The organism is Timonella sp. A28 (assembly GCF_051200815.1).
GTDB lineage: Bacteria > Actinomycetota > Actinomycetes > Actinomycetales > Cellulomonadaceae > Timonella.
Window position 1 is genome coordinate 1,357,092 of the sequence record NZ_CP195159.1, and the last position, 19,814, is coordinate 1,376,905.

A 19,814-nucleotide genomic window follows, 5' to 3' on the forward strand; every position below is an offset into this window, starting at 1 on the left:
GTCCACTAAAAACGTGGACCTATAGAGGATACACGGGTGAGGCACTCAAAATCGAATGCCTCACCATGTGAAACACCTCAAGTATGTTTACTTCTCTGCAGTTTTTTCCTCTTTTGGCTTTGCTGGGATAGCAGCCTTACGGAATTCTGCACGAGGGTCGTGCAATGGTCCGAGTGGAACAAGCTCACGACGCATCAAGTAGGCAGCAGTCCAGCCTGTTGCAATACGTACCTTACGAGAGAACGTTGGCATTGCCATCAGGTGGTAGCCGCGGTGTGCAGCCCATGCAGGGAAGCCACGAAGCTTTTAAGCCACCGAACAAGATAGCGACACCCTTGTGTAGGCCAAGAGACGCAACAGTACCCATGTTCTTGTGTGAGTATTCTTTGAGTTCGTCTGAACGCAAAGCCGCTGCGAGGTTGTCACCGAGCAGTTTTGCTTGACGAACTGCGTGCTGCGCATTTGGTACACAGAACCCGTTGATGCCGCCGTAAATGTCTGGAACAGCAGCGCAGTCACCGGCAGCATATGCGTCTGGAACGACGTTGCCGTCTTCGTCGATTACTTGAAGTTTCGTGTTTACCGTGACGCGGCCCATGCGGTCGCTTGGCAGGTCAGATTCGCCGATCACTGGGTTGGCTTTCACACCAGCAGTCCACACGATTGTGTCGGTGTCGAACTCAACTCCTGTTGAGGTCACGATGTGTCCGTCAACGCATGAAGACAAGAATGTTGACAGGTGGAATTCGATTCCACGCTTCTTCATTTCGTCGAGCGCGTAGGTTGCCATCTCAAGCGTGAGTTCAGGAAGGATACGGTCAGATCCTTCAATCATCACAAAGCGAAGGTCCGAAGCCTCAAGGGTCTCGTACTGCTTAACCGCTGAACGAGCCATGTCTTCAAGTTCTGCGATTGCTTCAATTCCAGCGAATCCACCACCAATGAATGTGAAGGTGAGGAGACGTTCACGCAGCTTCTTGTCCCACGTGGATGAGGCAACAATGATGCGGTCAAGGATGTGGTTACGTACTGCAATTGCTTCTTCAACGTTTTTGAAGCCAATAGCAGTTTCTGCAAGTCCAGGAATAGGAAGCGTGCGAGAGACCGAACCCAAACCAATGATCACGTGATCGTAGGTGATCTCGTATGGGTCACCGATTTCTGGGGTTACGGTCAATGAACGGTCTGCGTGACGAATGTCAGTAACACGACCCTGCAATGTGTCGATCTGCTTCAACGCACGGTTGTGCGGAGCAACAACGTCACGGTCAGAAATTGAGCCTGCTGACACTTCTGGCAAGAATGGTGCGTAAGTCATGTATGGGCGCGGGTCGATAATAACAATCGCGGCTTCGCGACGACCTAAACGCTTACGCAGACGACGGGCCGCATACAGCCCTACAGAACCACCACCAAGAACAACAATCCGCGGTACTTTACGCGGACGTGGGGTGGTCTCTCCCTGCGCCTCTTGGGCAGGAGCATCCGAAGTTAAGTTTGTCAGTGGCATACCTTAATTTTACTTCTGGGACCTTAGTCCAGCATCATCCCCAGCGCGTGATACCCAGCACATCCCATGAATTTTTTGTTGATTTATAGCCAAAATGCTGGCTTGCACGCCACAGATGTGACATACAAGCCAGCAAGTTACTGAACTAGTTACCTGTTTTGTCGTCACTTTCCTTGTTCTTATCAGAACCCGTGCCAGCAGTTGAAGTTTCCTCTTGCTGCGTTTCACTCGCGGGGGCAAGCGCTGGTAGCTTGGCAAAAGCGGGACGCTCTGGCATGAGGTTTTGCGGAACCTTCAAACCAAATATGCAATCAGCGTTATTTGTTAGGTTACTTTCTCCACCGAAATACATAATTTCTGGGTTTGGGCCGTAGACGAAATTACTATTTTGATCAACGCTGTCTAGCCTGCCAACATCTTTACTTCCATACGATTCTGCGTACGTTCCGTTGAGCACGTCATCCCAAAAGATCTTGTCCTTTGGCGTGCACGAATCGGTTTCCAAATCAATGGATGTTGTGGCTGCGGGGAACACATTTGAGACTTTGCGTCCATACACATCTGACCGCTGAACAATCATTTCAATATCGTCAGTCGCTCGATTTACTCGGATCGGGAAGGTTGCAGCGTCTACTGGCTTACCTTCCTGAGTGACGATTCGGGCATCTTCAACAAGACTCCCTTCCGCGTCATATACAAAAAGGTTAGTTGCACCAGCAAGACTAATCTGGGTATCGCGTGCGCGCTGCGATTCAGGAACAACATAGCTAGATTGTGCTAAAGCATCGTCGTATCCAGCCCAATAGGCATAATCAGAGTTATCTGATGTGCTGTTTTCGTGCCAGAGAGAATACTCGGACGAATAGAGTTGGTTAGCGATAAAAGCAAGCGCGACTATTGCAACTAAGTTCAAGAAAAGAGCGATGATCCTTTTAACCAGTGTTATCGACCCTCGTGCGGTAAACCGGCCAACCAGAACTGACCCAACAAGCAAGGAAATAAGAAGTAGCACATGAGTGAAGTCATCAGGGAAGGGAACGGATTCTAAGTTCTTTTCAAAGAACACCGCCACATAGAAAATAATCCATCCACGTAGCAACCACCACGCTGGACGCAATAAAACAAAAAAGTCACGTACCGCAATCCACCACGGCAACGTATTCATTAAGTCCACAAAAGCTACCTGACGGGCACGGACCTTCTGAAAAAATGTTTGTGGCTGTCCAGGAACATGTGGATCTGCCTGAAGGTCACCTAACCCTGCTGCGCTGCGCAATTCTTGCGCATAGTCGCGTGGCTGCCCAAAGCGTTCGATAAGGTCTGCCAGTGCGAGTTCCTCTGGCCCTTTCACGTCTGGGCTCTCGTTCATCGCATCGATGAGGTCAGCTTCAAGACCTTCTGTGAGGTCATCAACGACTTCTAGCTGAAGATCTGTAAGCGCACCACGCACTTGTGCTGCATAGTATGAAACATAATTAATCAAAACTGTGTTCATGAGTGTGTTCCCTGCTCCAAAAGGGCTGTCATGGACTGTGAAAAAGCGGCCCATTCTTGACGCTGTTGCACTAGGGCTTCATTACCTTGTGGGGTAATGCTGTAGTACTTGCGGTGCGGCCCCTCGTCTGAAGGCACCACGTAGGTTGAGAGGTTTCCTGCTGCGTATAACCGACGAAGAGTTCCATAGACGGAAGCCTCCCCTACGTCTTGGAAGCCAGCCGCCCGCAGGCGGCGCACGACGTCATATCCGTAGCCGTCTGCTTGGTGCACGACTGCGAGCACTGCCGCATCCAGCACTCCTTTCAATAGTTGGCTATTGTCCATCCGTCTCCTCGTTTCGCTGTTTCCTATCCTGCCAAAAACACTACTACGCAAACCGCAGTACTGGCTAGAGTAAAATACTAAAAAATGAAGAATAGTTATCTCAACGCAATGAAAACCCTGTGAACAGTGAAATCGGGGCGAAAATTACATACGTTAAGGAGCACATGAAAACACAATCCAAAGCATTCGCAATCCTTGCCGGGCTTGGCGGAGCACTCCTCATCGCCATGATGTTGTGGTCTGGAATTGATTACGCTCTACAAGAACGACAAGGGCTAGCCCCAGGCCCTACCCCCACCGGAATCCTTATCGGAATGTATATCGGCTTTTCAGTCTGTGTCGTTGGCATCGTTGGATTTCTTGTCACGCAATTCATCAAAAAATAAAACGACCGCAACACAAAGTTGAGGGCGAGACACCATCAGGTGTCTCGCCCTCAACCACACATCAAGGCTGCGCCACGCCTACGCCAGTGATAGCGCGATGCCATCCAGAATGTCATGTTCGCTTGTGACCACGGAAGACAATTCGCGTCCTTCTGCCCGCACAGCATCACGTACTCGCCCGACAACCGCAGACCATACAAGAGCGCCTGCACCAATAACATCAGCACGCCCGGGGTGCATAAACCCGAGCTCAAGTCGTTGGGACTTAGTGCGAGCAAGCAGGTCTGCGCACGCTGCTTGAGTCTCTTCCACAGATTGAACTACGCCATTGATCGCGTCGCGGTCGTATGCCTGTAAACCTAACGCGTGGGCGGTAACAGTCGTAACTGAACCAGCCAACCCAACAAGAGTTACAGTCTTACCCAACGGAACAACACGGCTTGCTTCGTCAATAGCAGCATGAATGTCACGCGTAGCCGCATCAATTTCTGCCGCAGTTGGCGGGTCTGACTGTAGGTGCCGTTCAGACATGCGCACGCAACCAACATTCATCGACAAAGCAGCTTCTGGCTCTTCCTTGCCAAGAACAAGTTCGGTAGAGCCGCCACCCAAATCAACAACGAGATATGGCCCAGAATGTTCACTACCCAAAACGCTTACTGCACCTTGGAAACTTAGCCGCGCTTCTTCGTCACCAGATACAACTTCTGGTTCAACGCCGATAGCTTCTTTCACACCAGCAACAAAAACATCACGGTTTTCAGCGTCCCGAGTAGCTGAAGTCGCAACAAAACGAATCTTCTCAACGCCATAAGCACGGCACACTTCCGCATAACGACGGGTGGCATCAAAAGTGCGAGCTAATGCTTCATCAGCCAGTCGACCCGTGCGATCAACACCTTGGCCGAGACGTACAACTTCCATTAAACGTACATGGTCTTGCAAAGCTCCCGACGCTTCGTCAACGTCTGCTACCAAAAGACGAATCGAGTTTGTTCCGCAATCAATTGCAGCAACTCGGGTAGCCCCAGACGCTAACGCGGGTGGCACAGCGGGTAGTTCACGTTCAACAGTCACGACTTCAACATTCCGTTCACATCAAAATTCACAACCGACAGTACTGCTCAACAACTGCATACGTCTGGACGCCAGTCGTCCTTCACCATATCCAAAGCTTCATCGCCTAAAGGCTGGATGCCTGGACCGGCAGCCAACGAGTGTCCTACCAAAACGTGCAGGCACTTCACACGTTTAGGCATACCACCAGCAGAGATGCCTTCAATTTCGTCTACATGCCCCAACGCTTCACGCGCAGCCAAGTAATGTTCGTGAGCCTTCACGTACCGAGCAGAGAGTTCTTCGTCAACAAGCAGCCGCTCAGACATTTCCTTCATCACACCGTTTGCTTCCAGACGAGAAGCCGCAGCAACAGCGCCCGGGTGCGTCAAATAAAACGTTGTCGGGAATGGAGTCCCGTCTTCAAGCCTCGGAGCAGTCTGCACAACAAGAGGACGGCCGCACACACAACGAGCAGCAATACCCACCACGCCGCGTGGCACTCGGCCAAGTTGCTCCTCTAAAGCCACAAGATCAGCATCGGTCACCGCAAAAGCGTCGGTTCCCACAGTCTTAGTCACGAATACGTCCTCATTAGTCATCAAAATATCCCGATCTATTGTCGCAGAGAAACCGGCTCAACAAACGGGCGGTTCGTCACACAGCAACACGACGAAGTTCGGACTGTCACACCAAACCTATTTTTCTTGTTGTGGTTCGGTATCAGAACCCTCAGAAGACTCTTTTTCAAGATCACTCGGAGTATCTGCTTCCTCGCCCTGGCCTAAATTCCCTGCCTTCTCCACGGAGTTCCACACAGATTCATACCAAGGTGCTTTCTGATCAGGGAAAAGTGCCGGTTCCTTATCTTGCGGAACCTCAATCTCCTCCGGATGCCAGCCCATCACGCGATAAGGAGTCTCCCCGGGAAAAACAAACGTTAACCGTTCACGAGCCTGCGCGATAACGAATTTCTCGTCCTCCCAGCGCTTCAACTCATTACGCAACTCATCATTGTGTGCCTGTTGCTCTTCAATATCTGTTCGCAACTCAGACAACTCGTTGTATTGCTTAATAAAATCACGCAACACGGGAGTCAAAATAACAGCACACAACCCCAGCACCAACACCAACGCCACCGCACGCGAACCAGCAGTCTGCAAGAACCCGTAATTACGGTTCAGTGGAGAACCCACCGCATACGCCGAAACATTCGAGTCACGAGACCCCTGATTCTTAGTATGTGATTTAGCAGGCGGCTTCTTCGCATTTGACTGACGTTGAGCAACAGGCGGAACCGCCCCATTGCTGCCTCGTCCAGAAGCAGAGCGCGAACCACGAGAATTAGATTGTTGAGCAGTTTTTGCCGCTCCACGTTTCGGGCTTTGATTAGGTCGAGCAGTTGACGAACCTTGCTGACCGCCAGCAGCTTGCTTACTTAATCTACCGCGCGAATCAGCCTGAGATTCTCGCTGTTTTTTAACCGATTCCTGAGGGTTTGTCCGACCACCGGACGCCTCACGGGGCGTTCCACCACGCTGTGTACGTGGCGCTGCAGGACGACGGCCAGAACCTGACTGACTACCCCGCGCATTACCCGAACCAGCCTGAGGAACCTGACCACTCGAAGGCCTCGTATTACGCCCCGACGAACGCGACGAACCACCACTCGAAGAACGTGGCGAAGGCGGACGAGAATTAGGCATGCCGTCATTTTCTCAGGGGTTCTTGACTGGAGAGTTCACGCCACGCCGTATCAGAGCGGGTGACACGTTTTCACCACAAGACACCCGCCACACACCCGAACGCCACTACCCCACCTTCACCGGCACACAAAGGAGGGCCCACTCTCGCAAAAGAGCAGGCCCTCCACAAGCTTAAAAAGCGAGGCTATCAGCCGTTGTAGCGTGGGAAAGCAGCTTTACCTGCGTAAACTGCTGCGTCACCAAGTTCAGCTTCGATACGAAGAAGCTGGTTGTACTTGTTTACGCGCTCGCCACGTGCTGGAGCACCAGTCTTGATCTGGCCAGCGTTGGTTGCAACAGCAAGGTCAGCAATGGTGGTGTCTTCTGTCTCACCTGAACGGTGTGAGGTCATTGCGAAGAAGCCAGCACGCTGTGCCATCTCAACTGCTTCGAGGGTCTCAGTGAGGGAACCAATCTGGTTCAACTTCACGAGAAGAGCGTTAGCAGCCTTCTCCTTGATACCGCGTGCAAGACGCTCAGGGTTGGTTACGAACAAGTCGTCTCCAACGATCTGAACCTTGTCGCCAACAGCAGCAACGAGCTTCGACCATGAGTCCCACTCGTCTTCAGATAGTGGGTCTTCGATGGAAACGAGTGGGTAGTCAGCCACGAGCTGCTCGTAGAATGCGATCATCTCGTCGCCGGACTTCTCGCCACCCTCCCAGTTGTAAACCTTCTTCTCCTCGTCGAAGAATTCGGTTGCAGCAACGTCAAGAGCAAGAGCGATCTCTGAACCTGGCTTGAAACCAGCCTTCTCGATTGCCTCGATGATGAGGTCAAGAGCTGCACGGTTTGATTCGAGGTTTGGTGCGAAACCACCCTCGTCACCAAGACCAGTTGCAAGACCCTTAGCCTTAAGAACAGACTTCAGAGCGTGGTAAACCTCTGCACCCCAACGAAGTGCCTCTTTGAAAGTAGGTGCACCAATAGGAGCGATCATGAACTCTTGGATGTCAACGTTGGAGTCAGCGTGTGATCCACCGTTGAGGATGTTCATCATTGGAACAGGAAGTGTGCGTGCGTTTGGTCCACCAACGTACTTGTACAGTGGCAATCCAGCAGAAAGTGCTTGCGCGTGTGCAACAGCAAGTGACACACCGAGGATAGCGTTTGCGCCGTACTGGCCCTTGTTTGCTGTTCCGTCGAGCTCGATGAGTTTTGCGTCGATTTCGCGCTGGTCAGAAGCATCTAGGCCAATGAGCTCGTCTTCGAAAACGTCGTTGACAGCTGCTACAGCTTTCTCAACACCTTTACCAAGGTAACGAGCCTTGTCACCATCACGGAGCTCAACAGCTTCGAATGCACCAGTGGAAGCACCTGATGGAACGCCTGCGCGTCCAACAGCGCCGTCTTCAAGAACAACCTCAACCTCAAGGGTTGGGTTACCGCGGGAGTCGAGAATCTCTAGCGCGCGTACGGATTCGATCATTGCCACAGTGGGGCTCCTTCAAGAGACTTGAGTTTACATACCAAGCCTAATCGTCATACAGCATGAACCCTCGGGCTATTCGTCCTAGGTTTTAACTGTTTAACGACAGCTTGTCCATACAGGTTTCACCCTGCGAGGTCTTGTGTCATGAATCGGTCGCTACCAATTATGTGTTGGCTGCTTCCGATTCAGCGCAGCGGGCATTGCCTTCAATTTCGGTAAGTATCTGGCGTAATGCGCCTTCGGCATCGACTCCCAGGCGTGCGGATCGCCGCACGACATCCCAGAGTTCAAATCCGATTTTTTCTGCATCGCTTCTATTGTCTACGTTTTCTGACGCAACTTCCAGTGCGTTCACGATCAGTTCATCTCGAGACGCCCGAGAAACAATCTTCTGTCCGCGTGCTAAAGCGCCTAAACCACGAGGAATACCATCGAAAACTGATTCGCGTCCCTTTTCTTTCTGTTTCGCTTCTGCCCAGTTTTGCGCAACCTCATCGGCATCTTGCGCAACCACATCACCAAATACGTGCGGGTGCCGGAACTCTAACTTGTGTGCAAGGTCTTGCGCTACATCGTCAAAAGAAAAAGGATCCGTGGGGTGTTCTTGCGCAATCCGTGAATGAAAAAGCACCTGTAACAGAACGTCACCGAGTTCTTCTCGCATGTTGATGCGGTCGTCATCCTCTATCGCTTCAACAAGTTCGTGAGTTTCCTCAAGCAAATATTTCACAAGAGTGCGGTGAGTTTGTTCAGCATCCCATGGACAGCCGCCTGGACTACGAAGCGTGTCCATGACCGCAACAGCGTGCGTAACCCCCGGCAAAGAAGAAAACGATTCAGAATTGAGAGTGTTCTTGTCAGCGTTCACTCTTCGATTCTCTCAACGTATCGCGAACGTTTTCCTTCCCTGACGCGCACAACATGTTTTTTACGCTGGAAGAGTAGGCACAGCAGCCAATAGCCGTTGTGTGTATTCCTCACGTGGTTGAGTCAAAACCTGCCGTGTTTCGCCTGTTTCAACAACTTCACCGTCGTGCAGCACCATAGTTTGTTCGCACAGGTGCCCGACGATTGCCATATCGTGCGACACCATCACAAGCGTCAAACCCAATTCGTCTTTAAGACGACGTAATAGGTCAACGATTTGCGAGCGCACGGAAACATCTAACGCACTGACGGGTTCGTCTGCGACGAGTATGCGTGGTGCGGGGGCGAGGGCGCGGGCAATGGCGATTCGTTGGCGTTGTCCGCCAGAGAATTGTGCGGGGTATTTGCGTGCTGCGTTGCTGTCGAGGCCCACCCATTCGAGGACTTCGTGCACACGTTGGGTGTGGTTTCCGTCAATGGATAGGGATTTGAGGGGTTCGGCGATGATGGATCCGACTGACATGCGCGGGTCTAATGACGAGCGTGGATCTTGGAAGACTATTTGCACGTTCTTACGAAATTCGCGCATGAGTGTGCGGTTGCGAAGGTGCAAGGGCTCACCGCGGTAGGACACTGTGCCTGTTGTGGGCTGGTCGAGTCCGAGGAGTAGTTTCAGGATTGTTGATTTTCCGGCTCCTGATTCGCCTACTATGCCGAGGCTTTGTGTGTGGTGCACGGCAAAGGTTACGTCTTTGAGGGCGTGCGTGCTGTGGGGTCCTCGTCCGAAGGTTCGGGTTACGTTGGTTAACGCCAGAAGTGGTGTGCTCGTCATAGTGAGTTTCCGTTCTGGTCGTGGGGTGTTGGGAGTTGGCTGACTTCGCGTGCTGCGGTGAGTAGTTGGCTGGTGTAGGGGTGTGCTGGCTGTTTGAGTGCTTGTGTCACGGTGGTTTTTTCGACTACGTTCCCGTCTTTCATGACGACGAGGTCGTGTGCGATGCGTGAGATGACGGGTAGGTCGTGGGACACGAATACGAGTGTTGTGCCGGTTTCGTCCATGACGGTGTGGAGCAGTTCGAGGATTTCGGCTTGGACGGTTACGTCGAGTGCTGTGGTGGGTTCGTCTGCGATAAGTATTTCTGGGGTGCAGGCGAGCGCCATTGCTATGGAGACGCGTTGTCGTTGTCCGCCGGATAGTTGCCACGGGTATGAGTTGAGTATGCGGCTGGTGTCGCGTAGTGCAACGAGTTCTAGTAGTTCGTGTGCGCGTTCGTTGATGCGTCGTTTGTTGTATGTGGTGTGTAGGTTGAGGGGTCCAGCGATTTGTTTGCTGATTTTCATCAGCGGGTCGAGAGCTGTGAGGGGTTCTTGGAAGACCATTGCGATTGTGTTTCCGCGAATGGTTCGGAGTGTTTTTTCTGGGGCGTGTAGGAGTTCTTGCCCGTTAAGGGTGATGGAGCCTGTGGCGTTCATTCCTTGTGGCAGTAAACCTAGGATTGCTTGCGCGGTAAGGGATTTGCCTGACCCTGATTCACCTATGATTCCGAGGCGGTCTCCTTTTTCAACGTTCCAGGTGATGTTGTTGAGGAGGGTGCGTCCGGTGGAGGTGGTGACTGTGAGGTTGTTTATGTGCAGGCTCATCGGTCACCTCTAAGTGATGGGTCTAGGCGTTCTCTGATTCCGTCGCCGAGAAGGTTGAGGCCAAGAACAGTCCAGGCTATTGCGATACCGGGGATGAGGGCACCCCATGGTTGGACGGCGAGGGTTGATTGGGCTTCTTTGAGCATGCGTCCCCAGCTTGGTGCTGGTGGTGGTGCACCTAGTCCGAGGTAGGACAGTGAGGATTCTGCCAGGATTGCTGCACCTGCGAGGATCATGAGTTGAACGAGCAGCATCGGGAAGATGTTGGGCAAGATATGGCGTGTGATTGTGCCGAACCATCGTGTTCCTGATGCGATTCCTGCGGTGACGTAGTCTTCGCGTAGGACTCGTGCCGCGTTGATGCGTGTTATTCGGGCGATGATGGCTGACCCTGATATTCCGATGGCAAAGATTGCTGAGCTGAGTGAGGCTCCTCGAACGGTGACGATAAGCATCGCGAGGAGGAGCGTTGGGAAGGCAATAAGTAGGTCGACGAGGTTCAGTAGTGCAACGTCTAACCATCGTGTTGTTGTTGCTGCGAGGATTCCGATGCTGACGCCTAGGATTCCTGCGATGATTACTGAGCTTATGGCCACGATGATGGCTGATTGTGCGCCGGTCATGAGTTGCGTGAAGAGGTCGCGCCCAAGTTTGTCGGTGCCAATCCAAAATTCTGTGGAGGGTCCGTCGAGTCGTCCGCCGTCCCCCACGGATTCGATTGAGTATGGGGTCCACACAAAGGAGATGAGTGCGACGAGCACGGTGAGTCCCACCATGAGTGTTCCGGCGATGAGGGATGGTGACCATCGTCGTGCGGCAGTTGAGGTGTGAGTGTGTTCTTGTTGAGCGGTTAATGCGATCTGTTCACTCACAGTGCACCTCCTGCGGGTGAGACTGAAGCGGTGCGTAGTCGGGGGTCGATTCCTCGCTGGATGAGGTCGATGATGAAGTTCATGATGAGGACGACTGCGGTGAGGAGGAGAACAAGGTTTTGAATGACTGGGAAGTCGCGCGCTAGTACGGAGGTGAGGAGAAGGTTTCCTAGGCCGGGTAGCGCGAACACGTTTTCGACGACTACTGCTCCGAGCAGTGATGTAGCGAGTTCGACTCCGAGGATAGCTACGACGGGAACGCTACCGTTGCGTAGTCCGTGTCGGGCGAGCGCACCCCATAGTGAGTATCCGAGCGATCGTGCAGTACGAATGTAGTCGGCTTCGAGTACGTCGAGTGTTGCAGAGCGAATGTAACGCACCATGACCGAGGACATTGCTATCGCTACGGTGATGATCGGTAGGATCAGTGATTCGACTGCTGCGTTTGGTTGTTCCCAGCCTTGTCGCGGGAATCCACCTGAGGGCAGTGCTCCTGCTTGTAGGGAGAATATCCACACGAGTAGTACCCCAACCCAAAAGATAGGGACGGCTAGGCCAAGCTGGGATAGTGCAGAGACTCCTACGCCAACGAATGAGTTTCGGTAAACTCCGGCGATCACTCCCAGTGGAACCGAAATGAGAACAGACAAGATAAATGCGCCCAGTGAGAGCGGAATTGTCACGTTAAGTTTGTCGACGATGAGTTCTTGTACTGGAATTTTCGACACCAGCGAAACGGTGTCTCCAGAAAAAACTCCACTTATCCACTGCACGTATTGTGCGGTGAGTGGCTGGTTCATGCCGAGTTCTTCGCGTAGTTGTTCCAACTGTTCGGCGGTGGTGCCGACGCCAAGAATTGTGGCTGCCGGGTCGCCTGGTAGGAGTCGGAGCACACCAAAGATTACGATGCTCGCAATAAACAGTGAGACGACGAGGGACCCTAGTCGCACCACAATAAATTTCGTCATGACGTAGCCGATTATTTTCGTTTCGTTGGTGTGTGACAGCATAACGCTCGTGCCGCTTATTACAGCGGCACGAGCGTTAACTTATCAGGATGTGCGGGTAATGTTCGCGACGTAGAACGGTTCAGCGTTCTTGTCGGCCGAATATCCGGTGATGTTGGATTGTGCTACACGAATCTGTGGTGCTTGGAAGAGCCACGCAGATGGTGCGTCTTGTGCGATGGTTGCTGAGAGTTCATGGATCGCGTTGACTTGCTCTTCTTCTGTTGCGGCTTCGTCGGATGCAACTTTGAGTTCTTGCACCTTAGCGTTGTCGTATTGCCAGTAGAAGTCTGGGTTTGCGTACCACAGCACGTCGCGTGGGTTGTTGTGGTTCATGAGCGTGGTCTCGTAGTCCTTGTTGGTGTAGACCTGCTCGTACCATCCTGAATCGTCGATTGGTTGTAGTTCTAGGGTGACTCCAACAGCTGCGAGGTCAGCTTTGAGTTGTTGGACGATGAGTTCTTCGCTGCTACCTGCAACGTATTTGATACCGAATGACAAGTCTTTCACGCCTGCTTCGTCAAGGAGTTCCTTGGCTTTTTCAGGGTTGTATGCGTGGATGCTTGCAAAGGTTTCGTCATACCATGGTTCTGACACTGGTGGCATGGACCCGATAACTGTTCCGTAGTTTCCCCATACTGCGGAGAGGATCGCTTCGCGATCGATTGCAGTGTAGAGGGCTTGACGGACCTTGGTGTCAGTGAATGGCTTCTCTTTGTTGTTGAAGGTCCATACCCACTTTTTAATTGAGTTTCCTTCAGTCACTGTGTACTGGTCGTTGTTCTCAAATTGTGCAAGCTGGTCTGGGTTTTCTTCTTGCAGTACAAGGTCGATTGCGTTTGTTGCTAGCGCATTGTTCATGGCTGTTTCGTCAGCGTAGAACTGGAAGGTTACGCCAGGGTTTTTCGCTTTTTCGCCCCAGTAGTCGTCGTTGCGGACGAGGGTGAGGTGGTCGCCTTGCACCCATTCAACGAGCTTGTATGGGCCGGTGCCGTTTTCTGACGTGTTTTCTTTATCGCCGTCTTTCACGATGGTGACTGAGGCGAGGAAGAACGGAAGCGAAGCACTGCGGTGGTCAAGGGTGAGCACGACAGTTCCGTCATCTGGAGTGTCGATCTTGTTGATCACAGCCAAGTCAGATTTACGTGCTGATTTGGATTCTGGTGCGATTGCCTCTGAGATAGACCACTTCACGTCTTGTGAGGTTAATGCTGTGCCGTCGTGGAACTTTACGCCATCTTGGAGAGTGAAGGTGTAGGTGAGGCCGTCTTCTGATACGTCGATAGTCTTTGCCAAGGTGTTGATGACTTTTCCGTCATCGTCGATGGAGGTTAGACCTTCGTATACGTTGCGTGTGGTGGTTTCGGAGATTCCTGATGATCCACCAACGTTACGTTCGAATGATGTTGGTTCGTTTGTGCTACCAATAACGATTTCTTCGGTGGTAGCTGTTGAACCTTGCGACGATTTTTCAGAAGTTGTCGTGTCGTTTGAGCCGCACGCTGCAAGTACGAGCGTAGAAGCAAGTACGACAGCTGCCAGGGAAAGCCTGGTTTTCATTGCGGTGTTCCGTTCTGCAAGTGCTTTAACATGGGGTCGGCTGCATAACCTGCACCTGCAGTTAGGGTAATGCGCCGCATAAAAAGGGAGGGAAAACTTGTGGTGCTAGACCTACAACCTGTTTGTCAGAATTAATGCAGGCAATCTAGCCGGTTGGCGGTGTCAGCTTTATGGCAGGCTTGGGCAGCCTTGCTGTTCTCACGCCAAGGGGAGAATCAACAACAGCAACAACACACGGTGCCGGCGACGCGGGGCACGGTGTTCGTTTCGGATGCAGTGTTGTAATACATGATGCGTCAAGTATTACATGAGGGGTGCACAAAGTTACACCCTGCTAAGTATTGGCCACGTCACACACCGCAAGGGAATATTTTTCTGCAACAACCACGCAGCATTAGCTCGTGTACTAGTGCTGCAAGAAAACGCGAAAATTACCTGTTTTGTAATGCATCTAAAGCAACAGCCATAGCCGCCACTACACGGCCATCAATCTGTTCATCTTGAATATCCACGCTATAGGTGTCTCGCATAGCGAACTTTGCATTGATGCTAAATGCCTGTTCACCTCGTGAATCAACAAAATCGAAGTTGTACATGTTCGGCACATCTTCAATCAGGCGGCGCAGAATCGCGAACCCTTGGCTGCGTTCTTGCCCATGATATGAACCTGCCGCACAGTTCAGATTCCAGGCAGACCGCAGCAGTGACTTTCCAAATTCTTTTGCAAAATAGCCTATGGGCTGACCATTCCCATCAAACACGTCACATACGGCAGTCGTATCCCACACGTTACGCGCTTGGAAAGAAAAGAGCTCAACCGTTTTCTGCTCATCTGAGTAAAACCGTACGCGCTCACGCAATGCCATGACTTTCTGCTGCGCATAACCAAGCAGAGCCCCATCGCTTCCTTCAATCACATACGTATTAGATACGATGTGTATTTTTTGTCGCACGATGAATGAACGAGCAGATGATAGGGCTACAGCATCAGACATAGCCCTATCTTCGCACGTACCACGCCAACACGGAACACACTTTAGAAAAGGTTTCTTTTTCTATTAAAAGCAGCCCAATAAGGACAAATAATGTTAAGCGGGATGTGTTTACTGCAATTTTTCACCATTTTCTCTCTCGCCTAGCTTTACACATAAACTAACCATGTGGAAACGCAAAAACACCTCTACCGACTAGATGCCCTTAAATTTATTTCCGCGATCATGGTAGTCGCGATTCACGCTTCGTCGTACTTGTACCACACGAAAACAGCAACGGTTTTAAACTACGAATGGTACCGTTATTTTTTAGAATTCGCTGTCCCTTTCTTCTTCGCAGCATCAGGCCTGCTATTACAAAACTCCTCACCGAAAAAAATAATTTCTTTTTCAATTAAAGTTTTTTCACTTTATATCGCCGCAAGCATTCTCTATACGGTATTTAACATTAGTAAAATAGCCGGCAATCGCTATTTCTTGGATATCGCTTTTTGGGATTCATTGCGAAACTTATTGTCGAAATGGACAGTTGGCGCATTTATTCGAGGTGACTTTGCCCAATTCCACCTCTGGTATTTAATGGCAGCCACATTAGCTGGTTTAATCATTGCTTTTCTTCGATCTAAAGGATTTTCCACTCAAAAAATATTCATTATGTCGACTTTGCTGTATATCGCCCATCTATCAAGCTTCATTGATTTTAACCCTATAGTTGCACACGGTGGCTTCCCCCGCGCACTCTTCTATACGTCACTAGGAATGCTTGCAGGAAAATTTTTGCAAAAAAATTATCGCTTCTACGGAATTATAAGCATTTCTGCAATAACCGCATACGCTGCCCCTCGCATCTTGGATAGCGGTAATTTAATCGATATTTTCCTCATAATTTCTGTATTCGCAGCAATTTCATGGGCAGGAAACAGCAACGCTCAACCAAATTTCATTTCCTATATGGGAAAATACGCGTTGACTATCTACATTTTGCATATGGCTTTCATAACTGCCATCAATCAAACTATTCTCTATGCAGGCTATGACCTCGACTACTTACGGACACACGCCTACTGGGTTCCTGCCATGATCACTGCATCCGTTTTGCTTTCGATCCTCATGCACAAACCTTTTGAAAGACTATTCCTGAAACCTGTGACTCGCATCATTGACTCGCTAACTCCTGATCCAGCCACTTCCGATCTACCAGCAGTTACCTCGCACCAGCTGTCGCTGCAGCAGAAACATCGCCTTGAACAACGATCTTGATCAGTTGACGAGCCCACTCTAGGATTTCTTCGCCACGCAACGGCGTGCCACCAATGCGTGCCGTTGTTGGGTACGGGACAAGAATGGTACGAACCGCAGGTTTAATCATTGTTCCCGGGTAGATTCGCTTCAACCTCATGGTTGCTGACTCAGGAAGCTCTACGGGAGCGAAGCGAACATACTTTCCTTGCACAGTAATGTCATGTATTCCTGCTTCACGCACAAAATTACGGAATGACGCGACAAGGAACAGGTTATTTACTTCGGCGGGGAGCAAACCATAACGGTCAAGCAGTTCGTCTCTAATCGCTTCAAGCTGTTCTTCATGGGTGGCCTGAGCGATCTTCCGATACGCTTCCAGACGCAAACGTTCGTGCGCAATGTATTCGTGGGAGATATGCGCGTCGATCGGCAGTTCAATCGAGACTTCAGGCAGTTCCTCAGCATAGTCACCTTTGAACGCGTTCACAGCTTCACCAACCATACGCACATACAAGTCGAATCCGACCCCCGCGATATGACCAGACTGTTCGCCGCCAAGCAGGTTACCTGCACCACGTATCTCTAGGTCTTTCATAGCAACCTGCATACCCGAACCTAAATCAGTGTTCGCTGCAATAGTGGCAAGACGATCGTGCGCAGTTTCAGTCAATGGTTTCTCTGGCGGATACAAGAAATATGCGTATGCTCGGTCGCGCCCACGCCCAACTCGTCCACGTAACTGGTGAAGCTGTGACAGTCCTAGCACGTCTGCCCTCTCCACGATAAGAGTGTTCGCGTTTGAAATATCGAGGCCCGTTTCGATGATGGTTGTTGAGACAAGAACATCAAATTTCTTTTCCCAAAAGTCCATGATCACTTGCTCGAGTTCGTGTTCATTCATTTTTCCGTGAGCCACACGGACACGCGCTTCAGGAACAAGTTCCATCAATTTCGATGCGGTTCGGTTAATCGAATCAACTTTGTTGTGCACGTAAAACACTTGGCCTTCGCGCAGCAATTCGCGGCGCACCGCAGCAATAATCTGCTTTTCTTCATACGCGCCAACATATGTGAGAACAGGGTGGCGTTCTTCAGGTGGTGTCGCCAATGTAGACATTTCACGGATGCCCGTAACCGCCATTTCCAGCGTACGCGGGATCGGGGTTGCACTCATCGCTAGCACGTCAACGTTTGTTCGCAGCTGCTTGAGGGTTTCTTTATGTTCAACACCAAAACGCTGCTCCTCGTCGATAATGACGAGTCCAAGGTTTTTAAAGTGCACAGACCCTGAAAGTAGGCGGTGTGTACCGATGACAACGTCAACGGTCCCCTTTGATAGACCGTCCAACACTTCTTTTGCTTCTTTGTCTGTTTGGAATCGTGATAGTGCTTTCACCGTCACAGGGAAACCGGCATAACGCTCAGAGAAGGTGTCGTAATGTTGTTGGACGAGCAAGGTCGTTGGCACGAGAACCGCGACTTGCTTACCGTCCTGCACTGCTTTAAATGCTGCGCGAACAGCGATCTCTGTTTTTCCATACCCGACGTCGCCGCAGACGAGACGGTCCATGGGCATTTCTTTTTCCATGTCCGCTTTGACTTCGTCAATAGTTGCAAGCTGGTCTGGGGTTTCAATGTATGCGAATGCGTCTTCGAGTTCTCGCTGCCATGGTGTGTCAGGAGCGAAAGCGTGCCCTTTAGTTGCTTGGCGGGCAGAATATAAACGAATCAACTCATGCGCGATTTCACGGATGGCTTTCCGTGCCCGAGACTTCGTTTTTTGCCAATCTGCACCGCCCATTTTGTTGACGGTAGGTGACTCGCCACCGGTATATTTCGTAACCTGATCAAGCTGGTCCATAGGCACAAAGAGACGATCCGCTGGCTGCCCTTTTCGAGACGCAGCATATTCGATGACCATGTATTCGCGCATAGCGGCCTGTGCACCGCCACCAAGTTTGCGCTGCACCAGCTCCACAAAACGTCCGACACCATGCTGCTCATGCACAACAAAATCACCTGCACGCAGTTGCAACGGGTCAACAACGTTTCGCCGTTTGGACGGCATTTTGCGCATATCTCTGGTTGAGGTTCCGGCACGCCCAGTTAAATCTGATTCTGAGAACACTGCGAGTTGCAGTTCAGGGGCGACGAATCCGGCACCGGCTGGCGCTGGTATGACGTGAACGATGCCACTTTCGATGTCACCGGTGAGGTCTGTGTCGAGTCGCGCAGGTGTATCAAGTGCACTGAATTGTTCAACAAAACGCTTAGCAGGTCCAGGCCCTTCGGCTGCCATAACGAGTTTCCAGCCTGCACGCTGCAAAGATTTCACGTCGTCGAGGGCACGTTCTAGGTCGCCTCTGTATGCTTCAATGTCGCGAGCGCCAATACGAATAGCCTCGGGCACCTCTAGACCGTCAGCGGCTAACGAGTCAAATAGGGCTTGTTCGTCTTCGTCGGGTTGTGGGTTCTCTGCGTTTGTTGTTGCGGGGGCTCCGCCTACTCCGAAGGCGGCGAGGTTCCATTGCCCGAGTGAGCGTTGGCTAGCAAAGTGTTGGACTTGTTCAAGGGTTAAGAAAGAGGCGGCTGACAGGTCTATGGGGGTTGCTCCGCCGGCGGCGGCGCCAGTCCATGCTGCGGCGAGGAACTCTTGTGTTGTGGCAACGAGGTCGTGTGCTCTGCGACGAATTTTTTCTGGGTCGAACAGTACGAGTAGTGCTTCGTCGGGGACTAAGTCAATGACTGGGATCATTGTGTCGACGAGGGCTGGTGCGAGTGCTTCCATGCCTTCAACGGCGATTCCGTGTGCCATTTTTTCGAGCATTTCGATGGCGCCGGGGAGGTTTTCTTTGAGGCGTTCTGCTCGTTGTTTGACCTGTTCGGTGAGGAGGAGTTCGCGGCAGGGTGGAGCCCAGAGGCCGTGTTCTGCGGTTTCTAGTGATCGTTGGTCGGCGACGGCGAACCATCGGATTTCGTCGATTTCGTCGCCGAAGAATTCTACGCGTAGTGGGTGGGCTTCTGTGGGTGGGAATACGTCTAGGATTCCGCCTCGTACTGCGTATTCTCCGCGTCGTTCTACCATGTCTACGCGGGAGTATGCTGCGGCGGCTAGTGCGTCTGCTACGTCGGAGAGGTCAGCGTTGTCGCCTTGCACGAGTCGGACGGGTTCGAGGTCGCCTAGTCCAGCGACGACGGGTTGTAGTAGGGCCCGCACGGGCATGATGAGGACGCGAATGTGTGCGGTAATGCCTTCGGTTGTTGGGTGGGCGAGTCTGCGGAAGACTGCGAGGCGGCGCGCTACTGTGTCGGCTCGTGGTGATAGGCGTTCGTGGGGCAGTGTTTCCCATGCGGGTAGGACTGCCACGGATTCGTATGGGAGGTAGCAGCGTAGGGCGTGTGCGAGTTCGTCTGCTTCGCGTCCGGTTGCGGTGACGACGACGAGTGGTCGTGATCCTTTGTCGCTCACGGTGGGTACGGGGCTTGGGGTGTCTTGGGCTCCGGCCATTGCGGCTAGTAGTGGGGCTCGTACTCCTAGTGGTGCGATGACGTTGAGGTGTCCGCGTGTGGGTACGTGTTCGATTACTTCGGCTGCTCCGTGATCTTTGAGGAGTGCAGGAATTATTCCTGTGAGGTTCATGGGGACCTTTTCATCGTTGGGTTCTTTTTGGGTTCAACTCCACACC

At 51.7% G+C, this 19,814-nt stretch carries 16 protein-coding genes and 1 pseudogene; 2 read left to right on the top strand and 15 right to left on the bottom strand.

Features of this window, described 5'->3' with window-relative positions:
* Positions 1-87: 87 nt before the first annotated feature.
* The 3 genes and pseudogenes from ACR9EC_RS06340 to ACR9EC_RS06350 form a co-directional block, all read right to left on the bottom strand.
* Positions 88-1,510, bottom strand: a pseudogene (locus ACR9EC_RS06340) (NAD(P)/FAD-dependent oxidoreductase).
* 145 nt (positions 1,511-1,655) lie between these two features.
* Positions 1,656-3,005: a hypothetical protein gene (locus ACR9EC_RS06345; RefSeq protein ID WP_435298406.1), complete on the bottom strand. Its 1,350-nt coding sequence runs from the start codon at positions 3,003-3,005 to the stop codon at positions 1,656-1,658.
* Positions 3,002-3,331: a PadR family transcriptional regulator gene (locus ACR9EC_RS06350; RefSeq protein ID WP_435298407.1), complete on the bottom strand. Its 330-nt coding sequence runs from the start codon at positions 3,329-3,331 to the stop codon at positions 3,002-3,004. The genes ACR9EC_RS06345 and ACR9EC_RS06350 overlap by 4 nt, the downstream gene beginning before the upstream one ends.
* Positions 3,332-3,495: 164 nt before the next feature.
* Here ACR9EC_RS06350 and ACR9EC_RS06355 point away from each other — a divergent pair, with 164 nt between their 5' ends.
* Positions 3,496-3,717, top strand: a complete 222-nt coding sequence (locus ACR9EC_RS06355; protein ID WP_435298408.1) for a hypothetical protein — start codon at positions 3,496-3,498, stop codon at positions 3,715-3,717.
* 78 nt (positions 3,718-3,795) lie between these two features.
* Here the strand turns inward: ACR9EC_RS06355 and ACR9EC_RS06360 are convergent, their stop codons facing one another.
* From ACR9EC_RS06360 to ACR9EC_RS06410, 11 genes are all read right to left on the bottom strand, one after another.
* Positions 3,796-4,794: a Ppx/GppA phosphatase family protein gene (locus ACR9EC_RS06360; protein ID WP_435298409.1), complete on the bottom strand. Its 999-nt coding sequence runs from the start codon at positions 4,792-4,794 to the stop codon at positions 3,796-3,798.
* Positions 4,795-4,841: 47 nt separating this feature from the next.
* Positions 4,842-5,354, bottom strand: coding sequence for a DUF501 domain-containing protein (locus tag ACR9EC_RS06365; protein ID WP_435298410.1), 513 nt, complete (start codon positions 5,352-5,354; stop codon positions 4,842-4,844).
* 117 nt (positions 5,355-5,471) lie between these two features.
* The gene (locus ACR9EC_RS06370; protein ID WP_435298411.1) at positions 5,472-6,479 is read right to left on the bottom strand and encodes a septum formation initiator family protein; all 1,008 of its coding nucleotides are present in this window, start codon (positions 6,477-6,479) and stop codon (positions 5,472-5,474) included.
* Positions 6,480-6,666: 187 nt separating this feature from the next.
* Positions 6,667-7,953 carry a phosphopyruvate hydratase gene (gene eno / locus ACR9EC_RS06375; protein WP_435298412.1) on the bottom strand — a complete coding sequence of 429 codons (1,287 nt, stop codon included), beginning with the start codon at positions 7,951-7,953 and terminating at the stop codon, positions 6,667-6,669.
* 160 nt (positions 7,954-8,113) lie between these two features.
* Positions 8,114-8,818 (bottom strand): MazG family protein, encoded by a 705-nt coding sequence (locus ACR9EC_RS06380; RefSeq protein ID WP_435298413.1) that lies wholly within the window; start codon positions 8,816-8,818, stop codon positions 8,114-8,116.
* A gap of 60 nt (positions 8,819-8,878) precedes the next feature.
* Positions 8,879-9,649, bottom strand: a complete 771-nt coding sequence (locus ACR9EC_RS06385; protein WP_435298414.1) for an ABC transporter ATP-binding protein — start codon at positions 9,647-9,649, stop codon at positions 8,879-8,881.
* Positions 9,646-10,455 carry an ATP-binding cassette domain-containing protein gene (locus ACR9EC_RS06390; protein WP_435298415.1) on the bottom strand — a complete coding sequence of 270 codons (810 nt, stop codon included), beginning with the start codon at positions 10,453-10,455 and terminating at the stop codon, positions 9,646-9,648. The genes ACR9EC_RS06385 and ACR9EC_RS06390 overlap by 4 nt, the downstream gene beginning before the upstream one ends.
* Complete coding sequence (locus ACR9EC_RS06395) at positions 10,452-11,327, bottom strand: ABC transporter permease (RefSeq protein WP_435298416.1); 876 nt, start codon at positions 11,325-11,327, stop codon at positions 10,452-10,454. Before ACR9EC_RS06395 ends, ACR9EC_RS06390 begins: the two co-directional genes overlap by 4 nt.
* Complete coding sequence (locus ACR9EC_RS06400) at positions 11,324-12,337, bottom strand: ABC transporter permease (protein ID WP_435298417.1); 1,014 nt, start codon at positions 12,335-12,337, stop codon at positions 11,324-11,326. The genes ACR9EC_RS06395 and ACR9EC_RS06400 overlap by 4 nt, the downstream gene beginning before the upstream one ends.
* A 42-nt stretch (positions 12,338-12,379) precedes the next feature.
* A complete protein-coding gene (locus tag ACR9EC_RS06405) occupies positions 12,380-13,894 on the bottom strand; it encodes an ABC transporter substrate-binding protein (RefSeq protein WP_435298418.1) in 1,515 nt (504 codons plus the stop codon).
* Between the two features lie 431 nt (positions 13,895-14,325).
* On the bottom strand, positions 14,326-14,889 hold the full coding sequence (locus ACR9EC_RS06410) for a hypothetical protein (RefSeq protein ID WP_435298419.1): 564 nt from the start codon (positions 14,887-14,889) through the stop codon (positions 14,326-14,328).
* A gap of 165 nt (positions 14,890-15,054) precedes the next feature.
* Here ACR9EC_RS06410 and ACR9EC_RS06415 point away from each other — a divergent pair, with 165 nt between their 5' ends.
* Positions 15,055-16,146, top strand: coding sequence for an acyltransferase family protein (locus ACR9EC_RS06415; protein ID WP_435298420.1), 1,092 nt, complete (start codon positions 15,055-15,057; stop codon positions 16,144-16,146).
* Here the strand turns inward: ACR9EC_RS06415 and mfd are convergent.
* Positions 16,091-19,768, bottom strand: coding sequence for a transcription-repair coupling factor (gene mfd / locus ACR9EC_RS06420; protein WP_435298421.1), 3,678 nt, complete (start codon positions 19,766-19,768; stop codon positions 16,091-16,093). The genes ACR9EC_RS06415 and mfd overlap by 56 nt on opposite strands.
* Positions 19,769-19,814 lie beyond the last annotated feature (46 nt).